The 18,732-nt window shown below is 55.9% G+C and carries 19 protein-coding genes; 8 read left to right on the plus strand and 11 right to left on the minus strand.

All coding sequences use genetic code 11. The features are described 5' to 3' along the window. The first annotated feature begins 174 nt into the window (after nucleotides 1-174). Complete coding sequence (locus tag A6F69_RS03560; RefSeq protein WP_067597449.1) at nucleotides 175-423, plus strand: hypothetical protein; 249 nt, start codon at nucleotides 175-177, stop codon at nucleotides 421-423. A gap of 89 nt (nucleotides 424-512) precedes the next feature. On the opposite strand, the gene A6F69_RS03565 is transcribed toward A6F69_RS03560, so the two are convergent. Then, entirely contained in the window at nucleotides 513-1,541 is a 1,029-nt protein-coding gene (locus tag A6F69_RS03565; protein ID WP_425388060.1) for a serine hydrolase, read from the minus strand. Nucleotides 1,542-1,840: 299 nt separating this feature from the next. Between A6F69_RS03565 and A6F69_RS03570 the strand changes: the two genes are divergently transcribed. After that, on the plus strand, nucleotides 1,841-4,066 hold the full coding sequence (locus A6F69_RS03570) for a DUF305 domain-containing protein (protein WP_342669869.1): 2,226 nt from the start codon (nucleotides 1,841-1,843) through the stop codon (nucleotides 4,064-4,066). 69 nt (nucleotides 4,067-4,135) lie between these two features. On the opposite strand, the gene A6F69_RS03575 is transcribed toward A6F69_RS03570, so the two are convergent. From A6F69_RS03575 to A6F69_RS03595, 5 genes are all read right to left on the minus strand, one after another. Further along, nucleotides 4,136-4,543, minus strand: coding sequence for a baeRF12 domain-containing protein (locus tag A6F69_RS03575; protein ID WP_067597452.1), 408 nt, complete (start codon nucleotides 4,541-4,543; stop codon nucleotides 4,136-4,138). Between the two features lie 121 nt (nucleotides 4,544-4,664). Continuing rightward, entirely contained in the window at nucleotides 4,665-6,443 is a 1,779-nt protein-coding gene (locus A6F69_RS03580; RefSeq protein WP_245638274.1) for a DUF885 domain-containing protein, read from the minus strand. A gap of 196 nt (nucleotides 6,444-6,639) precedes the next feature. Continuing rightward, nucleotides 6,640-8,283 carry a chaperonin GroEL gene (gene groL, locus A6F69_RS03585; RefSeq protein ID WP_067597458.1) on the minus strand — a complete coding sequence of 548 codons (1,644 nt, stop codon included), beginning with the start codon at nucleotides 8,281-8,283 and terminating at the stop codon, nucleotides 6,640-6,642. A gap of 57 nt (nucleotides 8,284-8,340) precedes the next feature. Continuing rightward, nucleotides 8,341-8,628 (minus strand): co-chaperone GroES, encoded by a 288-nt coding sequence (gene groES / locus A6F69_RS03590; protein ID WP_067597461.1) that lies wholly within the window; start codon nucleotides 8,626-8,628, stop codon nucleotides 8,341-8,343. Nucleotides 8,629-8,762: 134 nt separating this feature from the next. Further along, complete coding sequence (locus tag A6F69_RS03595; protein WP_067597464.1) at nucleotides 8,763-10,154, minus strand: MATE family efflux transporter; 1,392 nt, start codon at nucleotides 10,152-10,154, stop codon at nucleotides 8,763-8,765. A gap of 295 nt (nucleotides 10,155-10,449) precedes the next feature. Between A6F69_RS03595 and A6F69_RS03600 the strand changes: the two genes are divergently transcribed. Together A6F69_RS03600 and A6F69_RS03605 are read left to right on the plus strand one after the other, a co-directional pair. After that, nucleotides 10,450-11,763 carry an APC family permease gene (locus A6F69_RS03600; RefSeq protein WP_067597467.1) on the plus strand — a complete coding sequence of 438 codons (1,314 nt, stop codon included), beginning with the start codon at nucleotides 10,450-10,452 and terminating at the stop codon, nucleotides 11,761-11,763. A 19-nt stretch (nucleotides 11,764-11,782) separates the two neighbouring features. Next, the gene (locus tag A6F69_RS03605) at nucleotides 11,783-12,946 is read left to right on the plus strand and encodes an aromatic ring-hydroxylating oxygenase subunit alpha (protein ID WP_067597470.1); all 1,164 of its coding nucleotides are present in this window, start codon (nucleotides 11,783-11,785) and stop codon (nucleotides 12,944-12,946) included. Between the two features lie 87 nt (nucleotides 12,947-13,033). Here A6F69_RS03605 and rplL read toward each other — a convergent pair whose 3' ends face one another. Then, nucleotides 13,034-13,411, minus strand: a complete 378-nt coding sequence (gene rplL / locus A6F69_RS03610) for a 50S ribosomal protein L7/L12 (protein WP_067597473.1) — start codon at nucleotides 13,409-13,411, stop codon at nucleotides 13,034-13,036. 85 nt (nucleotides 13,412-13,496) lie between these two features. Then, nucleotides 13,497-14,012, minus strand: a complete 516-nt coding sequence (gene rplJ / locus A6F69_RS03615) for a 50S ribosomal protein L10 (RefSeq protein WP_067602385.1) — start codon at nucleotides 14,010-14,012, stop codon at nucleotides 13,497-13,499. Nucleotides 14,013-14,368: 356 nt separating this feature from the next. On the opposite strand from rplJ, the gene A6F69_RS03620 reads away from it, so the two are divergent. After that, entirely contained in the window at nucleotides 14,369-15,181 is an 813-nt protein-coding gene (locus A6F69_RS03620) for a helix-turn-helix transcriptional regulator (protein ID WP_067597476.1), read from the plus strand. 50 nt (nucleotides 15,182-15,231) lie between these two features. Next, nucleotides 15,232-16,401, plus strand: coding sequence for a hypothetical protein (locus A6F69_RS03625; RefSeq protein ID WP_067597479.1), 1,170 nt, complete (start codon nucleotides 15,232-15,234; stop codon nucleotides 16,399-16,401). Nucleotides 16,402-16,460: 59 nt separating this feature from the next. Here the strand turns inward: A6F69_RS03625 and A6F69_RS03630 are convergent, their stop codons facing one another. The 3 genes from A6F69_RS03630 to A6F69_RS13245 are packed head-to-tail and all read right to left on the minus strand — an operon-like array spanning nucleotide 16,461 to nucleotide 17,375. Further along, entirely contained in the window at nucleotides 16,461-16,688 is a 228-nt protein-coding gene (locus A6F69_RS03630) for a helix-turn-helix domain-containing protein (protein ID WP_067597482.1), read from the minus strand. Next, nucleotides 16,688-17,221 (minus strand): DUF2975 domain-containing protein, encoded by a 534-nt coding sequence (locus A6F69_RS03635; RefSeq protein ID WP_067597484.1) that lies wholly within the window; start codon nucleotides 17,219-17,221, stop codon nucleotides 16,688-16,690. Before A6F69_RS03635 ends, A6F69_RS03630 begins: the two co-directional genes overlap by 1 nt. 25 nt (nucleotides 17,222-17,246) lie before the next feature. After that, complete coding sequence (locus tag A6F69_RS13245; protein WP_281179653.1) at nucleotides 17,247-17,375, minus strand: hypothetical protein; 129 nt, start codon at nucleotides 17,373-17,375, stop codon at nucleotides 17,247-17,249. A gap of 217 nt (nucleotides 17,376-17,592) precedes the next feature. On the opposite strand from A6F69_RS13245, the gene A6F69_RS13165 reads away from it, so the two are divergent. After that, nucleotides 17,593-17,979 (plus strand): 2OG-Fe(II) oxygenase, encoded by a 387-nt coding sequence (locus A6F69_RS13165; protein WP_211352803.1) that lies wholly within the window; start codon nucleotides 17,593-17,595, stop codon nucleotides 17,977-17,979. Further along, on the plus strand, nucleotides 17,879-18,430 hold the full coding sequence (locus A6F69_RS13170) for a 2OG-Fe(II) oxygenase (RefSeq protein WP_245638275.1): 552 nt from the start codon (nucleotides 17,879-17,881) through the stop codon (nucleotides 18,428-18,430). Before A6F69_RS13165 ends, A6F69_RS13170 begins: the two co-directional genes overlap by 101 nt. The last annotated feature ends 302 nt before the right edge of the window (nucleotides 18,431-18,732 follow it).

The raw sequence follows: 18,732 nt of genomic DNA on the forward strand, positions 1-18,732 counted from the left end.
AGCCGGTAAAGTCGCAGGACCAATTCAGGCGGAAAAAAGGCAAGATTGTGCAAATTTGCTTGCAGCGCCACAAAATGGCCATTATTTAGAAGCTCGAAGCGATGCGAGAGGCTCGCTTTGGCAGGACCAATTTTTGGGATTGCCTTAAACACTCGCTGATCGAGGATTTATATTATGCGTAAGATCGTACTCGTAGCTGCTGCTGCTTCGGCTCTTAGCCTGGCTGCTTGCTCGGAAACTGCTGAAACCACTGAAGAAACTGCAGACGCAATGGCTGCAGACGCTGAAGCAAATGCAGACGCAATGGTTGAAGCTGCTGAAGGCGCTGCAGACGCGACGGCTGAAGCTGCTGGCGACGCTGCAGACGCTGTTGAAGAAGCAGTTGCAGACGCTGAAGAAACTGCTGAAGAAGCAGCTGAATAATTTCAGCCTGATCGATTTTTCGATTTTAAGAGGGGCGGTGCCGATCGGCGCCGCCCTTTCTTTTTATACCAAATGAATTGTTTTGTGGTTCAGCCACCCGGGCGTGCAGTGCTGGTCCACACACGGGGCTGTGAGACCCCGGCCTTTTCTGCAAAACCATCATACAACGCGCGCGCGATACTGGCGATGCGCGCCTCTCTGGCCCGCCGCGCGCCTTGTCCGGTTACATAGATGGCGACTGCAATCGCATGACCATTGGGTCCCTCAAGAATTCCGATATCGCTAGAGGTGTTATTAAGCGAACCGGTTTTGTGCATCACTTCAACATAGTCCGGCATCTCTGCAGGAATTCGGCGCTTGCCCGTTCGCGTCTTGGCCATCGCATCGAGAATGACCTGACGGCTTTCATCCGAAAGGAATTTGCCTTGATAGAGACCCTGCAGCAACTGGATCATTGCCCTTGGCGTCGCAGCATCACGCCGGTCGATATGCATTGACGGGTCAAATTCACCGTCATCGCGCACCAGTGTGGCGATGTCGCGATCAATGCTGAACTCTTCGATACCCTGTCGGCGTACCCAGTTATTGACCGCTTCAGGACCGCCAACGGCCCGCAATAATGCGTCAGTCGCCGGGTTGCTTGACCGTGCTATCATGATCTCGATCAGTTGATCGGCGGCCATGTAATTGCCCTCGCGCACAGGCGCAGCGGGCGAAGAAAACCTTGCAGAACGAAGCGGGATCAGCAGAGGAAATTCACTGGTCAGAGAGTATTTGCCCTGCTCGACCTGCTCCAGATAAGCTGCTGCGACCGCTATCTTGCTGGTCGAAGCCATCGGGAAAAGCTGATCGCCCAGAACTGAAATTTCTTCGCCGGTTGTAAGGTCGACAGCAGCAACGCCAATGCGCCCGCGGCTGCCATCGGCCAATTGCGCGATCCGGCGTTCAAAGGAAGTCTCATAGACAGCTTCAAAGCTCTCCGGAGCGCGAATTTCAGTGCCGAAAGCGTTGTCGAACTCGGCTTCCAAATTCGTTGTTTGAGCATGAGCAGGGACACCCGCCATCGCAATTGCGGCGGCGATGCCCATCAATGTTTTACGCAAGGAAACGCTCATCATGCGAAAATACCCTGATTTTGATTGTCGTATGCTTAACAGCGCTGGATTCTCCCATGCAAGGTACGAAATCGCACGTCACGACCAATTGTTCCACACACAAGACCGGATTCTTTCCAAATCATAGGAACCCTCAGCAAGTCGATGTCGTTTGCAGATTGAACAATGCGGTTCGCCTAGTCGTAAGACTGGCACCGTGAGGTTTGATTTAGTCGATTGGCGGGGTTAGCCATCTCGGCTTGCAAATATGATGCGCACTCGCGGCGCAATCTGAACACTGATTTGAATTGGGGTAGAACTACATGAGTTTTGATCGCGTAGGCCTGTCATCCGCAGGCATGAAGTCCGTTATCGCAATCCTGATGGCGGGCTGTTCCTCTGCAGTACTGGCGCAGGAAGTCCCGATTGTGAAGCCGGGCGCGCCAGGCGAAGCAAACACCGTTCTTAGCGTTGAACAGGCGAGCCAACTGGCAGGCGCAACTTACACGCCCGCAGATGTCGACTTCATGCAAGGCATGATCGTACACCACCGACAAGCGGTCGAAATGGCAGATCTCGTCGAAGGCCGAACCAACAATGAGGATATAATTGCACTCGCTGGCCGGATCGATGCGAGCCAAAAGGACGAGATGGAGTTCATGACCGGCTGGCTCACTGATCGCGGCGAGCCGTTGGCGATGCAAATGACGCATGGCGGTGGTGACCATTCGATGCACCACGGGCACCATAATATGATGGGCATGGCAACACCGGCTCAAATGGCAGAGCTTGCTGCGTCCAACGGCACTGCCTTTGATCGCCTGTTCCTGCAGCTTATGATCAGGCACCACGCCGGCGCGGTCGACATGGTTGATGATCTGCACAGTCAGCCAGGCGCCGCCTACGAGCCGGTCATGTACGAATTCACAAATGATGTCGCTGGCGACCAGAAGACAGAGATTGAGCGCATGAACGTCTTGCTCGCCGGACTATCAGACGATCCGCGAGCAACACTGACTGCCGGATTCCGAGATGCCGGCGAAGCGATCAGCAATCTTCGTCTGGTTACGGCGATGCCGAAGCCTGCTGGCTTTTTTGATCCGGAGAATCCGGCCGGTCTTCAGCCGCGCATTGATGATGAAGAAGAAACCAGCGATGAAAGCGTAGAGGATGGGGAAGAGGAAGAACCCCGCTTCAGTCGCCGCCCGTCTCCGCTGTCTTTTGCCAACACCGACATTGCCTTCTCTGGCGATTTGATGGTCGCAGGAAATTACCACGGTTTCAACGCCTATGAATTGGGCGAAGATGGCGTTCCGACGCTGATCAGCTCGATTGTTTGTCCTGGCGGACAAGGGGACGTTTCCATCTTCGGCGACATTCTCGTGATGAGCGTGCAAGACAGCCGTGCCCGGCTTGATTGCGGGCTTGAAGGCGTTCAAGGCGACGTCAGCGCGGATCGATTCCGAGGCGTTCGTATCTTTGATATTTCGGACATTAGGAACCCGGTACAGGTCGGCCAGGTACAGACCTGTCGCGGCTCACACACGCACTCTATTGTCGATGCCGATGATGAACGCATCGTGCTCTATAACTCAGGAACATCTTATGTTCGCGACGATGAGGAGTTAGAGGGCTGTTTCAACACTGCCGGTGATGAAACAGCGCTTTTCAGCATCGATGTCATTGAGATTCCGCTTGCTGATCCATCCGCTGCCCGCATTACGTCAAGCCCGCGCGTCTTCGCCAAGGATGGCAAGATCGCAGGCCTGTGGCGCGGCGGCGACCATGGTGACGGGACGCAGGAAACCTACCGCACCGATATGTGTCACGACATAACCGTTTTCCCGTCACTTAACCTCGCGGCCGGAGCGTGTTCGGGCAACGGGATCATCATGGACATCTCCGATCCCTACAATCCGCAGCGCATTGACGATGTCACTGACACAGGTTTCGCCTATTGGCACTCAGCCACATTCAACAATGATGGCACCAAGGTGCTGTTCACAGACGAATGGGGTGGCGGTGGCCGTCCGCGTTGTCAGGCCGGCGATCCGATGAACTGGGGGGCCAACGCGATCTACGAAGTTGTCGATGGCAAGCTGGAGTTCCGCAGCAATTACAAGCTGCCTGCACCGCAAGGTGACAAGGAAAACTGCGTCGCACACAATGGTTCGATTATCCCGGTGCCGGGGCGCGATATCTTTGTTCAGGCTTGGTACCAGGGCGGCATTTCCGTGATTGATTTCACCGATGCTGCGAACCCGATCGAAATTGCTTACTTCGACCGCGGTCCGGTCGATAAGGACCAGCTCACAACAGGCGGTTATTGGTCAGCCTATTGGTACAATGGCCGTATCTATGCGACCGAGATCACTCGTGGACTTGACGTGTTTGCGCTTGAGCCGAGCGAATTCCTGACAGCGGAGGAAATTGCTGCTGCTGAGGCTGCTCAGTATCCGGGCGATGTGTTCAATCCGCAAACGCAGACGCAGGTAACATGGTCTGACGAAGTGCTGGAGATGGTCGAAGCTAGTCGCAAAGGCGGTTGATTTCACCAAGCAGCAATTGAGTTTTTAAGGGCCGGAAATTTCCGGCCCTTATCTTTGCGAACTCAAGTGTTAGGCCGCGTCGATCGCGGCTTCGACCTTATTGATCGGTTGACCAGTCAGTGTCTTGTCGATTTCGCCAGCCAGCTTGCTGCGAAGCTCAGCGTGATAGTGCTGCCGCATCTCTCCAAGAGTCTTGGGGTCTGCAATCACGAGCACTTGCTCAATCTCATTGGTGATCGCCTTTTGATTGAGCCATTCTGCAGCAGCAGCGCCATGCGCCAATTCATCAAGCTGCGTGCGTCCCAGAATCTTCCCCAAATGATCCTGGTGCCTGACGCCTGCGCTGAAATTCGTGGCCTTCAAATCGGGCGTTTCGACCAACTCAAGCTTTGGATCGAATATCTGACCCCGGTTTATGAACAGACTGAAGCTCTCACCATCAACCAGCGCAACATGTGCATTGTGAGCCAATTTCATAGACGCAACTCCTCTCGTGATCAGCGTACATTCGACTCGGTGACACATTAGCGTAGCATAAGAAGAGGCCTCGCGGGAGCGATCTGCCGCAGGCCCCTTCTATTGCTCGTCTTGTTGGAGGCTAACTGGATCTGACCGAATTTATCCAATTATCGACCCGCTTTTCCAGGATCGTCAATGGCATGTCTCCGCCGCCAAGCACCGTATCGTGAAATCCGCGAATGTCGAAGTCCTCGCCTAATTCTTGTTCGGCTTTACGGCGGAGCTCCTGAATCCGGATCATGCCGATCTTGTAACTGGTCGCCTGACCAGGAAGCACAAAGTAGCGCCGCACCTCTGAGCGTGTTGCTTCCAGCGGATTGGCCGAATTCGCTTGAGCAAAATCTATAGCCTGCTGTTCTGTCCAACCCTTGGAGTGGATGCCTGTGTCCAGAACGAGCCGGATAGCGCGCCATATCTCATTCTGCAGCCGCCCGAAGTCTTGATACGGATCTTCGAACCCGCCCATTTCCTTAGCCAGCCACTCGGAATACAATCCCCATCCTTCAGCAAAGGCAGGAATGTATTCGCCATTGGCTCGGAACCTTGGCGTGTCTTCCAGCTCCTGTGCGATAGAGATCTGCATGTGATGCCCAGGATTGCCTTCGTGATAGGCAATCGTCTCGATCTCCGGGATGGGCATCGTCGTCATGTCGGACAGGTGCGCATAGTAAATGCCGGGGCGTGAGCCATCAGGCGTGCCCTGCCGGTAATGCTGTGCGGCACCATCCTGTTCGCGGAACGGTTCGACGCGCCGGACTTCCAGCGACGCCTTTGGCAGGCGTCCAAAAAACTCCGGCAGTCGCTTGGTCAGCTGTTCAATATAAAGCGTGGCCCGATCGATATACATCTGCGCACCGGCATCATTGTTTGGGAAAAAGAACTGCTGATCCGACCGTACGAAATCGAAAAACTCTTCGAGAGTTCCGTCAAAACCCACCTGATCCTTAATTGCCTCCATCTCGCCGCGAATACGCGCCACTTCAGACAGACCCAGTTCGTGAATTTCGTCTGCGGTCATGTCGGTTGTCGTCATTTCCGCGAGCATGAACTTGTAATATTCCTCGCCATTGGGGAGCGCTGACACCCCTTGCGCCTCTGCATCGGAATTCGGGCGGTCCTGGCTCATCCAGTCAATAATGCGCTGATAGGCCGGCGCGGTTTGCTCGATCAGCGTCGTGCGGGCCTGTTCTTCCAGTTCATCGGCACGTTCCTGTGAAATCGCTCCCGTCTCGACCAATGATGCCAGGCGCTCCTGCGTGCCTTGCCACAGTGCTGAGGGAGGACCATCGGTAAATGGCGCCCCGGAAATCAGCTTTCTCGACTCTTCGATAACGAAGTCATAGGCGAAGCGAGGAGGCCGTACGCCCTTTTGCGCATTCTCCTGCGCGCGTACCAGCGTTTGATCCATGGCTTTTCCGATGCCAGCCAAACGAGAGATGAAAGCTTCCATCTCAGCCTCGTCTTCGACCGTATGCTGACTTAGGATATTGGAAGGTAGATCGGTGTGTGCGCCGTCCATTTGTTCGAGAACATACTCGTGATCCAAGAAGTCTCGTGACAGTGAGGCGCGCTCCGCACGATACTTGAACATGTCATAGGAAATCTTGGCTTCTTCGCTCAACTCATCATAGTCGAAATTGGCTTCCATCTCTGCCGAGGCATTTTCCCACCACTCGATCTGCGCGAGCTGTCCAGCGGCGCTAAAGTCGTCGATCTTGTCATAGTTTGTTTTCAGGCCAAGTGCGGTCTGGCGCAAAGGACTGAACGCGAGCTCCTCCTCCCATTTCTCAGCGAACCACGTTTCGAGGCATGCTGCTTGTTCCCCGTCGCATTGAACCGTTGCGACGGTCGAAGTCATCGCGTCGCAACCAGTCAGCGAAACGGATGCCAAGAGCAAGGCGGCAAATTTCACTTTCAATGTAGTTCCCCTTCAAAAGTTGGAGGAGACCATGCCCGCGCATGTTTGAAAAGGGAACCCGTCCATTCGACCAACGAAAAACCCCGGGGGACGAACGGCCCCCGGGGTCCATTATCGTTTGGTAAGATGGGCTTTTTTAGAAGCCGCCCATTCCGCCCATTCCACCCATGTCAGGCATTGCCGGGGCCGCTGCCTTGTCTTCAGGCTTATCGACAACGGCTGCTTCGGTGGTGACGAGCAGGCCGGCAACAGAAGCTGCGTCCTGCAGCGCGGTGCGCACAACCTTGGTTGGGTCAATCACACCAGCTTCTACGAGATTTTCATACACGTCGGTCTGTGCGTTGAAGCCCAGGGTTTCGTCATTGCCGTCGATCAGCTTGCCGGCAACAACTGCGCCGTCATGGCCTGCGTTCTCAGCGATCTGGCGAACCGGAGCCTGCAGCGCGCGACGAACGATGTCGATACCGCGGGTCTGGTCGTCATTGTCGCCGGTTACACCTTCAAGCGCCTTCGTAGCGTAAAGCAGAGCGGTACCGCCACCAGGGACGATGCCTTCTTCAACGGCAGCGCGGGTTGCGTGCAGCGCGTCGTCAACGCGGTCCTTGCGTTCCTTCACTTCGACTTCGGTTGCACCGCCAACCTTGATAACTGCAACACCGCCAGCGAGTTTCGCCAGGCGCTCTTGCAGCTTTTCCTTGTCGTAGTCGCTGGTGGTGGTTTCGATCTGCGCACGGATCTGCTCAACGCGTGCCTTGATGTCTTCCGCCGCACCTGCGCCGTCAACGATTGTGGTGTTGTCCTTGTCGATGGTGACAGTCTTCGCTTCGCCCAACATGCCGACAGACACGTTCTCAAGCTTGATGCCGAGATCTTCGCTGATCATCTCACCCTTGGTCAGGATCGAGATGTCCTGCAGCATGGCCTTGCGGCGATCGCCGAAGCCAGGAGCCTTCACCGCAGCGACCTTCAGGCCGCCACGCAGCTTGTTGACCACGAGCGTTGCGAGCGCTTCGCCTTCGATATCTTCTGCAATGATCAGCAGCGGACGTCCGGCCTGCACTACAGCTTCCAAGATCGGCAGCATCGGCTGCAGGTTCGAAAGCTTCTTCTCGTGGATCAGGATGTACGGGTTCTCGAGCTCAACCGTCATCTTTTCAGGGTTGGTCACGAAGTATGGGCTCAGGTAGCCACGATCAAACTGCATGCCTTCAACAACATCAAGCTCAAACTCGAGGCCCTTGGCTTCCTCGACGGTGATGACGCCTTCCTTGCCGACCTTGTCCATCGCTTCTGCGATCTTCTCACCGACTTCCTTGTCGCCGTTCGCAGAGATGATGCCGACCTGAGCAATTTCGTTCGAGCCCGATACGTCCTTAGAACGGCCTTTCAGGTTCTCGACCACCTTGGTTACCGCGATATCGATGCCGCGCTTAAGGTCCATCGGGTTCATGCCAGCGGCAACCGACTTCATGCCTTCGGTCACGATGGCCTGAGCCAGCACCGTTGCAGTGGTAGTGCCGTCACCAGCGGCATCGTTTGCCTTGGAAGCAACTTCCTTCAGCATCTGTGCGCCCATGTTCTCGAACTTGTCCTTGAGTTCGATTTCCTTGGCAACGGATACACCGTCTTTGGTGATACGCGGTGCGCCGAAGCTCTTGTCGAGCACGACGTTACGGCCTTTCGGGCCCAGCGTCACTTTTACAGCGTTGGCGAGCGTGTCTACGCCCTTGAGGATGCCTTCGCGGGCATCACGGCCGAACTTAACGTCCTTAGCAGCCATTGTAGTTTCTCCTGGAATTCAGATAAGTGAGGGAAAAGCGTTCGGATATCAGGCTGATCAGCCGATGATCCCCATGATATCGCTTTCCTTCATGATCAGCAGGTCTTCACCGTCGATCTTGACTTCGGTGCCTGACCACTTGCCGAACAGGATGCGGTCGCCAGCCTTGACGTCGAGCGGGATACGATCACCGTCGTCGTCACGGGCACCTTCGCCAACGGAGACGATCTCGCCTTCGCTTGGCTTTTCCTGTGCGCTGTCAGGGATAATGATGCCGCCAGCAGTCTTCTGGTCGGCTTCGATGCGACGGACCAACACGCGGTCGTGCAGCGGACGAAATGCCATTGTAATGACCTTTCTCTTCAGTTGATAATCACGATTGGCACTCTCCCCTTGAGAGTGCCAGCGGGAGCGCAAATGGGTGTGGGGGCGGCCCGAGTCAACAGGCGGCAAAGCAAATTCTCGGATTTTTTTGGCGTTCAAGCGGCGCGTTTGGTTAGGCCGAGCTGCTCGCGCAGCATCCACCGCCAAATCAGCAGCAAAGCCGCGCATGCTAGGCCTGTAGCGAGACCGATCCAAACGCCTACGCCTTCGAGTCCAGCGAAGAAGCCCAGTCCGATCGCTAGCCCGAAACCCGGAACCCAATAGCTGAAGATCGCGATCCACATCGGGATGCGCGTGTCCTGCAGTCCTCTAAGCGCACCGGCGGCTACCGCCTGCACACCGTCCACAAGCTGAAATGCCGCAGCAAGGACTAAATACTGCAAGGCGAAGCCGATAAGCGCAGCGTTCTTGGGATCATTGATGTCGACGTAGATTTGCAAAAGATATTCAGGAACCAGCACCATCGCTGTGGCGGTGAACGCCATAAAACCTGTTCCAAGGGCCAACGCGACCCAACCGGCAAGCTTCATTCCGTCGCTGCTCTTAGCTCCGTAGGCATAGCCGACACGGATCGTAGCGGCTTGGCCGACGCCGAATGGCACCTGAAATGCCAAGGCGGCGATATTGAGGGCAACGATGTGGCCGGCCAGCTCCGCGGCGCCGATCCGGCCCATCAGGAAAGCTGCCGCGCTGAATATGCCAGCTTCCGCGGCAACAGTGAGTCCGATCGGAGTGCCGATGCGAAAGATAAGCCAGAAACGAATCCAGTCGGGCCGCCAGAAGCGGTAGAAAATGCGATAGCGTGCCAGGCGCGGGTAAATCAGGATCACTGCAATGTAAGATGCTAGCGTGATCAGGGTGGTTATGATTGTCGCGACGGCTGCGCCCGTCAGGCCCATCCCCGGCGCGCCAAGGTTACCGAAAATGAAGGCGTAATTCGCGATCGCGTTTATCGGTATGCCAAGCGCAGTGATGGCTGTCGCAAACACCGGCCAACCGAGCGCCGATACATAATTACGAAGGACAGACGCGAGCAACATCGGCACCATCGAGAAGATCACAAGTGAGTTATACTCTATCGCCAGCGCGATAATGTCCGGCGATTGGCCAGTCGCGCGCATCACCGGGCCAAGCAGCGAGGCTAGGACCATGCCGAGCAACCCGGTTACGGCCGCAACCCACAAGGCCATGCGCGTCGCGCGGCGCACTGGGCGCAATGACGGTCCTTTAGCACCAATCGCTTCCGCGATCAGCGGAGCGACCGCGCCGGAGAGCGATGATAACGACCATACGACCAGGCCAAACAGGCCGGCTACAAGGCCTGATGCGGCAAGTGGCGCTTCTCCCAGCCGCGCGATGAAAATGACATCCACCATGTAGATGCCCATTTGCAAAAGGTTGGCGAGCACCAGCGGCCATGCGAGCCTGAATGTCTCCCCGGTTTCCCTGCGCCATGAAGGCGTTTCAAGATACTCTGTCTCGCGCATGAAGCCGGCCCGGATATATGCGAAGATGTGCCTGTCAAAGCGCGAACTAAACCCGGCGCGAAGTTAGCCCGGTTGCTGAGGCATCGGGGTTACACTGCTCGGCTTGAAGCACATGCCTGAAAGTAGTCGATCAGAACCCTTTTCGTTCACTCAGATTAACAGGCCGGCGCTTTCAGATTAGTCCTCATTTTGACATGGCCCATAGTCTGCACCTATTCCTGCGTGATGGTGATCATGAAGCTTCGACCCGCATTCTGTATGACTGGGCATAAAACCGGCAAGGGGTTCTGACCAGTTGGCCAACACCATCAAGACCGCGAAAGTGCCGGGACGCAAGCTAGGTCTTTTTGCGGCAATCGCGCTGGTGATGGGAAACATGATCGGCTCTGGGGTTTTTCTTTTGCCGACCAGCCTAGCGCCCTTCGGCTGGCACGCAGTGCTCGGCTGGATCATTTCCATTTGTGGCACTCTGGTGCTTGCCTGGGTGTTTGCCGCTTTAACCAAAGCAAATCCTGCTGCCGGCGACCCCTCCGGTTTTGTCACAGACGCATTTGGCAAATTGCCAGCTTTTCTCGTCACGTGGGTATTTTGGGTATCGGTGTGGACGGCGGTTGCTTCAATTTCTGTGGCCGCTGTCAGCTATCTGTCGATGTTTATTCCGGCCATTGGCGAAACCGCTTTGGCGCCGGCAATGTGCGCGATTGCCGTGGTGTGGACAATGACTCTGATCAACTTGCGGGGAGTGCACGCTGCGGGACGTTTTCAGGTTGCGACGGTGTTGCTCAAGGTGACGCCGCTTGTCGCGATTATTGTCATCGGCGTGATTGTGATGGGTTCAGGCAACGGCGAGATCCGACCGCTCGATATGCGCGAAATCAACGGTGTGGACCTTCGCGGGGTGGCTGCTCTGACGCTGTTTGCACTGCTTGGTTTCGAGTGCGCTAGCGTCGCAGCCGCACGGGTGGAAAATCCGGAAGTAAATGTGCCGCGCGCGACAATGTGGGGGACGGCGCTCACAGGTCTGCTCTACTTGCTTGTATGCAGCCTTGTGACACTCATGCTGCCAGAAGCTTTGGTCGCTTCCTCGCCCGCTCCGCTGGCTACATTTGTGGAGTATTATTGGTCTGCGGAAGCCGCTGCGCTGGTATCGGTCTTTGCTATCATCAGCTGTGTGGGTGCAGTGAACGGCTGGGTGCTGATGCAGGGGGAGTTGCCGCGCAATATGGCGGATCGCAAAATGCTGGCCTCCTGGTGGGGGCAAACCGACTCCGCTGGAACTCCCCGTAGAGCACTGATTGCATCCTCAATGATCGCTACCGTCTGTCTGATCCTCAATTCTAGCCGTAGCATGCAGGGGATCTATGAATTCATGCTGTTACTTTCGACCTCGTCAGCGCTCTGGTTGTATCTCGCATGTGCCTTGGCGGCATGGCGGATGAAAGTGGTGCGTCCGTTCGCGCTAACCGGCGCCGCTTATGCAGTATGGATGCTTTGGGGCGCGGGGCTGGAAGCGAGCGGGTGGAGTCTGGTTCTAATGGTTGCTGGTTACCCGCTCTACTGGTGGGCCGGGCGCGATGGTTCGCCACAGCGCATCGCCAGAGCTGAATAGTACTGCTAAGACCGAGGCAATGGCGACGCACATAAATCCGGTGAATGACATTGATCCGCTTGATGGGTGGAGCTTGCCCGCATGGACCTACAGCGATCCTGAATTCTTTGCGCTTGAGAAAGAACGCGTCTTCGCACCCAGTTGGCAGATCGTTTGTCACGCTAGCGATATTCCGGGAACTGGCGACTGGCACACGCTGGATTATCTGGGTGAGAGCGTCATCGTAATGCGAGGGCGCGATGGAGAATTGCGCGCCTTCACTAATGTCTGCCGCCACCGTGGTTCACGTATCCTTGATGGCGCGAGAGGCTGCGCGAAGAAACTCGTGTGCCCCTATCACGCCTGGACTTACGAGCTTGACGGACGGCTGATCGGCGTACCCGACGCTGCGAGCTATCCGGCACTCGACAAAACCGCACTGGGTCTGGCGCCGGTGGCGATGGAGGTTTGGCGCGGCTTTGTGTTCGTGCGTCTTGTGGATGAGGGCCCATCGGTCGCCGAGATGATGGCTCCATATGAAGACATGGTTGTGCCCTATCGCCTTGAAGAACTCAAAGCGCTTGGCCGGGTAACGCTGCGTCCGCGTGACGTGAACTGGAAGAACGTTGGCGACAATTATTCTGATGGCTTGCATATTCCCGTCGCGCACCCGGGCCTGACACGACTGTTCGGTAAAGGGTATGGTGTAGAGGCCGCAGATCATGTTGACCGCATGTGGGGCGCAATAGTTGATCAACCGTCTGACAACTGGTCCGAGCGGTTGTATCAACGATTGTTGCCACCGGTGCCGCATTTGCCAGAGGAGCGGCAGCGCCACTGGCTCTATTTCAAGCTATGGCCCAACGTGGCCTTCGATATCTATCCGGATCAAGTGGACTTTATGCAGTGGTTGCCAGTCAGCCCGACTGAGTGCCTGATTCGCGAGATCAGCTATGCGCTTGACGACGAGCGGCGTGAAATGCATGCCTCGCGCTATCTCAATTGGCGCATAAACCGGCAAGTCAATGCAGAGGATACCGCGCTCATCGCTCGTGTGCAGGAAGGAATGGAAAGCCGCAGCTTCTCAGTCGGCCCCTTGTCCGTCAAAGAAGTGTGCCTCAAGCATTTTTGCAAGCGGATGCGTGAACTTATTCCTGAAGCGCGGCTTGAACAGAAACCCGCCAGTCTGAAATTTGCCCGTTAGCGGACACGCGACGAAAAAAGGGCGGCGCCATTGCTGGCACCGCCCCTTGTTTGATCTCGCAGGGAGATCGAAGCGTAAGCTTTAGACTTACTTGAGCTCGACGGTACCGCCGGCTGCTTCGATCTTGCCTTTGATTTCTTCTGCTTCAGCCTTGTTGACGCCTTCTTTGAGAGGCTTAGGCGCACCTTCAACGAGACCCTTGGCTTCGGTGAGGCCCAGGCCAGTGATGGCGCGGACTTCTTTGATGACCTGGATCTTCTTGCCACCGTCGCCGGTGAGGATGACGTCGAATTCGTCCTTCTCTTCAGCAGCTGCGCCGGCATCGCCGCCGCCAGCAGGTGCAGCAACAGCAACAGCAGCCGCGGCGCTAACGCCCCATGCTTCTTCCAGTGCAGTTGCGAGTTCTGCTGCCTCAAGGACAGTCAGCTTCGAAAGTTCTTCAACAAGCTTGGCAATATCAGCCATGATGTTCACTCCAATACATTTGGGCGGCCTATCTAGGTCACACCCGAAAACGTGGTTCTAAATCGCGTTTGCGAATTGACGTCTCTTAAGCAGCTTCGCTGGCGCCATAGGCACCAAATACGCGGGCGAGCTTGGCAGCCGGCGCGTTAACGACCTGAGCAACCTTGGTTGCCGGTGCGTTGACGAGGCCAACAATCTTGCCGCGCAGCTCGTCGAGGCTCGGCATCGAGGCAAGTGCCTTGATCCCAGCTTCGTCGAGCACTTGCGTACCCATCGAGCCACCAACGATTTCCAGCTTGTCGTTCGACTTGGCGAAATCGACAGCAGCCTTTGCAGCTGCGACAGGGTCTTCAGACCATGCCAGCGCGGTCGGGCCAGAGAGAAACTCTTCCAGGCCGACGTAATCGGTGTCTTTCAGGGCGAGCTTTGCGAGACGGTTCTTCGCAACCTTGTAAGACGCACCTGCTTCACGCATCTTCCCGCGCAGTTCAGTGGACTGATCCACTGTCAGGCCGAGATTGCGGGTGACAACCACCACGCCAACCTCGTTGAAGACCGAGTTAAGCTGTGCGACCGCTTCGGTTTTTTGCGAACGATCCATGCTATGCTCCTTCACTATGATCATCTGTGCCTTGCGGGCGCAGACGACCGGCTCAAATAGCCCCGAAGCTCATGCTCCGAAGCGAGTCCGTTGATGGGGAAGGAGTACCTGCCTAGCAGGCAATGGCGACACGCAGAGGTATCGCAGGAATTCTCGTTTCCCCGTCTAGGCTGGAAATTAAGACCGACAAATTCCGGTCACCAACTGTCTCGGACGGATGACCTCGCGAAGAGGTCGGTGCGCGCAATTAGCGGCATCGCGCACAGAGTCAAGCGAAATGCCTTCTGTCGGGTCAATTCGGCGGGTCAACGAAAGACAGTTTCCCAAAGGTGCCATTAGTCGTTTAACTGCCAACTATGCCGCAGAATGAAATCGCACCTGTGCACCAAACCGGGTCTTACCGAGCCTGGGACATTGCTGGACCGGATAGGATCGCTGACCTTGCCTGGTATTGCCGGGTTGAACATGGCCGACCGGAGGCTCACCGCCTGCTGCCGTTTTGCGAGCCCTCTTTGGTTATTCGCCGCCGGTTTGATCGCAAAGGACGGACACAGGATTGCCGCTTGCTGATCAGCCCGGCAATGCCGGACGGCGGAGAATATGCCCCGGAACCGGGCGAGGAACAGATTGCGGTGCGGCTGGCACCTGAATTGATGGAAGCGACGTTGGGTCTGCGCGCAGCAGAATACTCAGAGACAGATCGCGATTTGCCGTGCCGCCTACAGCTCGCCTTCAACAGCGCTGTCTCGGAAGCAGCCAAGGGCGAAGCCTGCAACGCCATGCGCGCGCTGCTTCGCGGCGTCGAAAGCGCTGCGGCATCGCCGGATGCTGACCGGGTCACGCATGCCACGCGTATGATGCGCCAGTCATCGGGTCGCATTCCTGTTCGAAATTTGGCTGAAGCTTCAGGTGTTAGCTCGCGCCATTTGCGACGCGAATTTGCTGCACGATTTGGCCATTCTCCGCGTGCCATGACACGCCGTTTGCGGCTGGCATCGGCCATGCTCGAGGCCGAGCAACAGGACCGGCCTGAATGGGCCAGAGTTGCTGTTGGGCACGGATTTAGTGACCAGGCCCATATGATCCGCGAGTGCCGAACAATCATGGGCGAAAGCCCGCGGGAGCTGTTTCGATTAAGACGCCCCTTGGCCGTTTCGTTCAATACTTAAGCGACACAACATGTTTGCGCTGCCTTCAGATTAGTCATCTGGAGGAATACATGTTTCGAACCGCCAGCCTTGCCGCAGCTTTCGCGGCTTCTGCGTTATTCACGGCTTCCGTCACAGCACAAGACGCTCAGTCGACAGAACAATCGGTGCAGTGGGGAGGGTACAGCGTCATTTTCGAGGATAATCCTGCGCGTCTCGCCAGCGGCCGGCCGGGCGGGGTTTCGGTCCGCACACTCAATGGAGCTGAAGTGCTGACAGTCACCCGCACAACAGCCATGCTGGAAGGGGTCGATTTTTCCGAAGGCGTGATCGAGTTTGATTTGGCGCTGGATGACAAACGGGGGTTCGCCGGGCTGCTCTGGCATGCGAACGGGCTTGATGCGGAGTACTTCTACCTGCGTCAACACAAGTCGGGTTTGCCCGATGCTGGCCAATACACGCCAATTCGCCACGGCCTGACATCCTGGCAAATCTATTCGGACCGCAATGGAATTGCTCCGTTCACATTCACCCATGAAGGCTGGAACCGCTTCAAGATGGTCGTCAAAGGCGACACGGCGGACATCTATCTGAACGGCAGTCAGCGGCCGGTACTGCAAATTCCTGACCTTGCAGCAGATCAGGGTTCAGGGGGCCTCGGCTTTCGTGCTGCTGGTCCCAATGGTGAAATTCGGATTGCGAACCTCAATGTCCGGCCGCTTGCTAAAGGCGAGCAAATTGTTGGCGCCCCGGCTGAAGATCGTGCGGCGCCTGAAGGCACCATTGCGCGCTGGTTAGTATCAGAGCGATTTGCGGAAGCGGATGTGGCCGGTCAACTCGAATTGCCGGATGAGCTCGGATCGTTGCAGCAACTCGGCACGATTGAAATTGAGCCATTTGGTATCGCCGATATATCGCGACTAGCCGGGCCTGATGATGGCGCAGACACTGTGCTGGTTTCGAGCAAGATCACCGCAGAAAACGCTAAGCGAGTACGCCTGCAGTTTGGCTATTCGGACCGCGTGCGATTGTTCCTGAATGGCGAGTTGATTTTTGATGGGTCTGCTGGCTTCCGCGCCCGCGACTTCTTCTTTCTGGGATCGGTTGGCTTTGAAGATGCCGTCGTGCTGAATTTGCGAGAAGGTCAGAACACTCTCACTGCCGCTGTTTCAGAAACTTTTGGCGGATGGGCGTTCGCCGGAGCGATTGCGGATCGCGAAGGGCTGATAATCGAGCCCTGATGCGAGAAGGGGCCGCCTGGTGAGAGACGGCCCCTTCCTTGTCGCGGATCTTATGGGGGTCAGTCCGCTTGATAACTCAACAAATCACCCGGCTGGCATTCCAGCTCGCGACAAATGGCTGCCAAGGTTGAAAACCTGATCGCTTTGGCCTTTCCGGTCTTCAGGATTGACAGATTGGCGAGGGTAAGCCCAACGCGTTCTGCCAGTTCTGTCAGCGTCATGCGCTTGTCGTGCAGTAGATCATCAAGCCTGACCATGATGGTTGCTCCTTCTTTGTCAGCTGGCATCACACTGTTCCTTCCAGATCTTCGCGCATTTCTGCGCCATGGCGGAACACACGGGCGAGTATGAACAGGACGACCGCGAGCAACAAGCCAGTTAGAGAGAAGTCATAGTCTATCTTGAGATTCTCGGCTGGAACGTTGTGTGCGAGGAAGAGGACCAGTCCTCCAACCGGGATTGTCGCAATCTGGAATATCAGCGCAATCCAACCCATGCGGGAAAGTCGTCCTGCATTCTCAGTTGTAAACGGATCGTGATTGCCAACCGTATCGATGATGCGACGCAACAACTGGAAGAAGTAAGCGGCCATCGCCGTGATGGCAGCAGCGATCAGCAATAGCGCAATGGTCGCGGCGAGTGCCGTCGAAACATTAGCCCCATTCGCCAGTTCGATACTGGCAGCGAAATCTTCCTGATTGAACAAGATGACCGGGATTAGAGCAAGCAGCAGGGCGCTGACCAAACTTGTCAACGCCGTGAGTAGAACGGTCATGACTTTTCCGGCGGCTAGCAGTGGATCTCTTGGTTTGATTGCCATGGTGGGTCTCCTTTGTGGCCTCGTCCTAGGCAAGCTCGACAGCAGCAATATGCTGTGCCTGAACCGGCGGCGCGTTGAACATTGCGGCGAATGACGCTGTCACGATCAGGACAGCAGCAAAAGCCGAAGCGAAATGTGTCTGGAAGCGGATCATTTATCGTTATCCTTTATGGTTCGTATTGCTAATCGATAATTCTCATCTAGGCGCGATTCGATTTATTGTCAATCAATAATATTGAAAAACAATAAGTGTCTTATTGAAATGCAGAAAATTTCCCGCAGTGCTCAGCTCACTGAAGAATGTCTGCAGTTCACATTTGCCGAGTCCTGCGATAGCAGGATCGTATCTCTGTTCGGGGAACACGCGTCACATGACATTTCTGGCCCAAATGGACCCGTATACAGGGCTGATGGATAAGGAAACCGATCTCACGTCAGGCAGTGCTTTGTGTGAGCAATATCAGTCGGGCAAGCCATTCCCTCATATTGTGATCGATGACTTTCTGCCTGAACCGGTCGCGCGGCGTTGCCTGTCGGAGTTTGATCAGTTGGCGGGTCATGCTGACATTGCCAGCGTGTCCTTCGATCGCGAGCAAGAACGCGCCAAACGACAATATTCGCCGGAGGTACTCAACCCACCGGTACGCAGCCTGTTCTATGCGTTCAACTCGCGTCCATTTATCCGCGTTCTGGAAAGCATTTTGCGGTATCAACGGGCTAATCCCAGATCCGCATTTTCGCGGAGGCGGTCTGCATGAGATCTTCAATGGCGGGCACTTGTCGGTGCACGCCGACTTCAATCATCACAAGGAGCTCAACCTAGAGCGAAGGATCAATCTGTTGATCTATCTCAATGACGATTGGCGCGACGAATACGGCGGTCATCTGGAGCTCTGGTCTGACGATATGTTACGCTGCGAGCATTCGCTCTTACCGATATTCAATCGTGCGGTCATGTTCAACACCAACAGCACGAGCAATCACGGCAATCCCAAACCGGTTACTCATCCGGCTAACGCCTCTCGAAAATCGATTGCACTTTATTACTATACAGCAACATGGGATAGCACAAAGAGGGCCCACACTACCCAGTTCCGTGCGAGGCCTGGTAGTTCAGATACCACAGACTGGAGCGTGAAACTCCGCGAACTGGCAAAAGATATTCTGCCACCGGTTGTCGTCCGCGCAATAAGCAAAGCGAAGAAATGAGCGCCCGAAGCTGAAGCGGCCCGGAACCTGAGTTTTACGGTCCACCCAAACTGCCGTTTGAAAGGTTGGAGGGCGGGTTTGGATTATCGGTGTTACCCCCTCCCGGCAGTGTTCGGCCGATCCCTCTCCGAACCCCATTTGACAAGGCGCGCGCCTGTTCCTAAATGGCTGTCAACCGATAGCTTCGAGCAAGTCCGATTCATGCGCGGGAATTGGTCTTAAGAATGGAAGCGTCGGGCTCCATATTCGCGACGCTTGATTGTGCTGCAGCAGCGCACCGGGGAAGGTGCGCCATTCGCTGC

It is taken from the genome of Altererythrobacter ishigakiensis, assembly GCF_001663155.1.
Taxonomy (GTDB): domain Bacteria; phylum Pseudomonadota; class Alphaproteobacteria; order Sphingomonadales; family Sphingomonadaceae; genus Erythrobacter; species Erythrobacter ishigakiensis.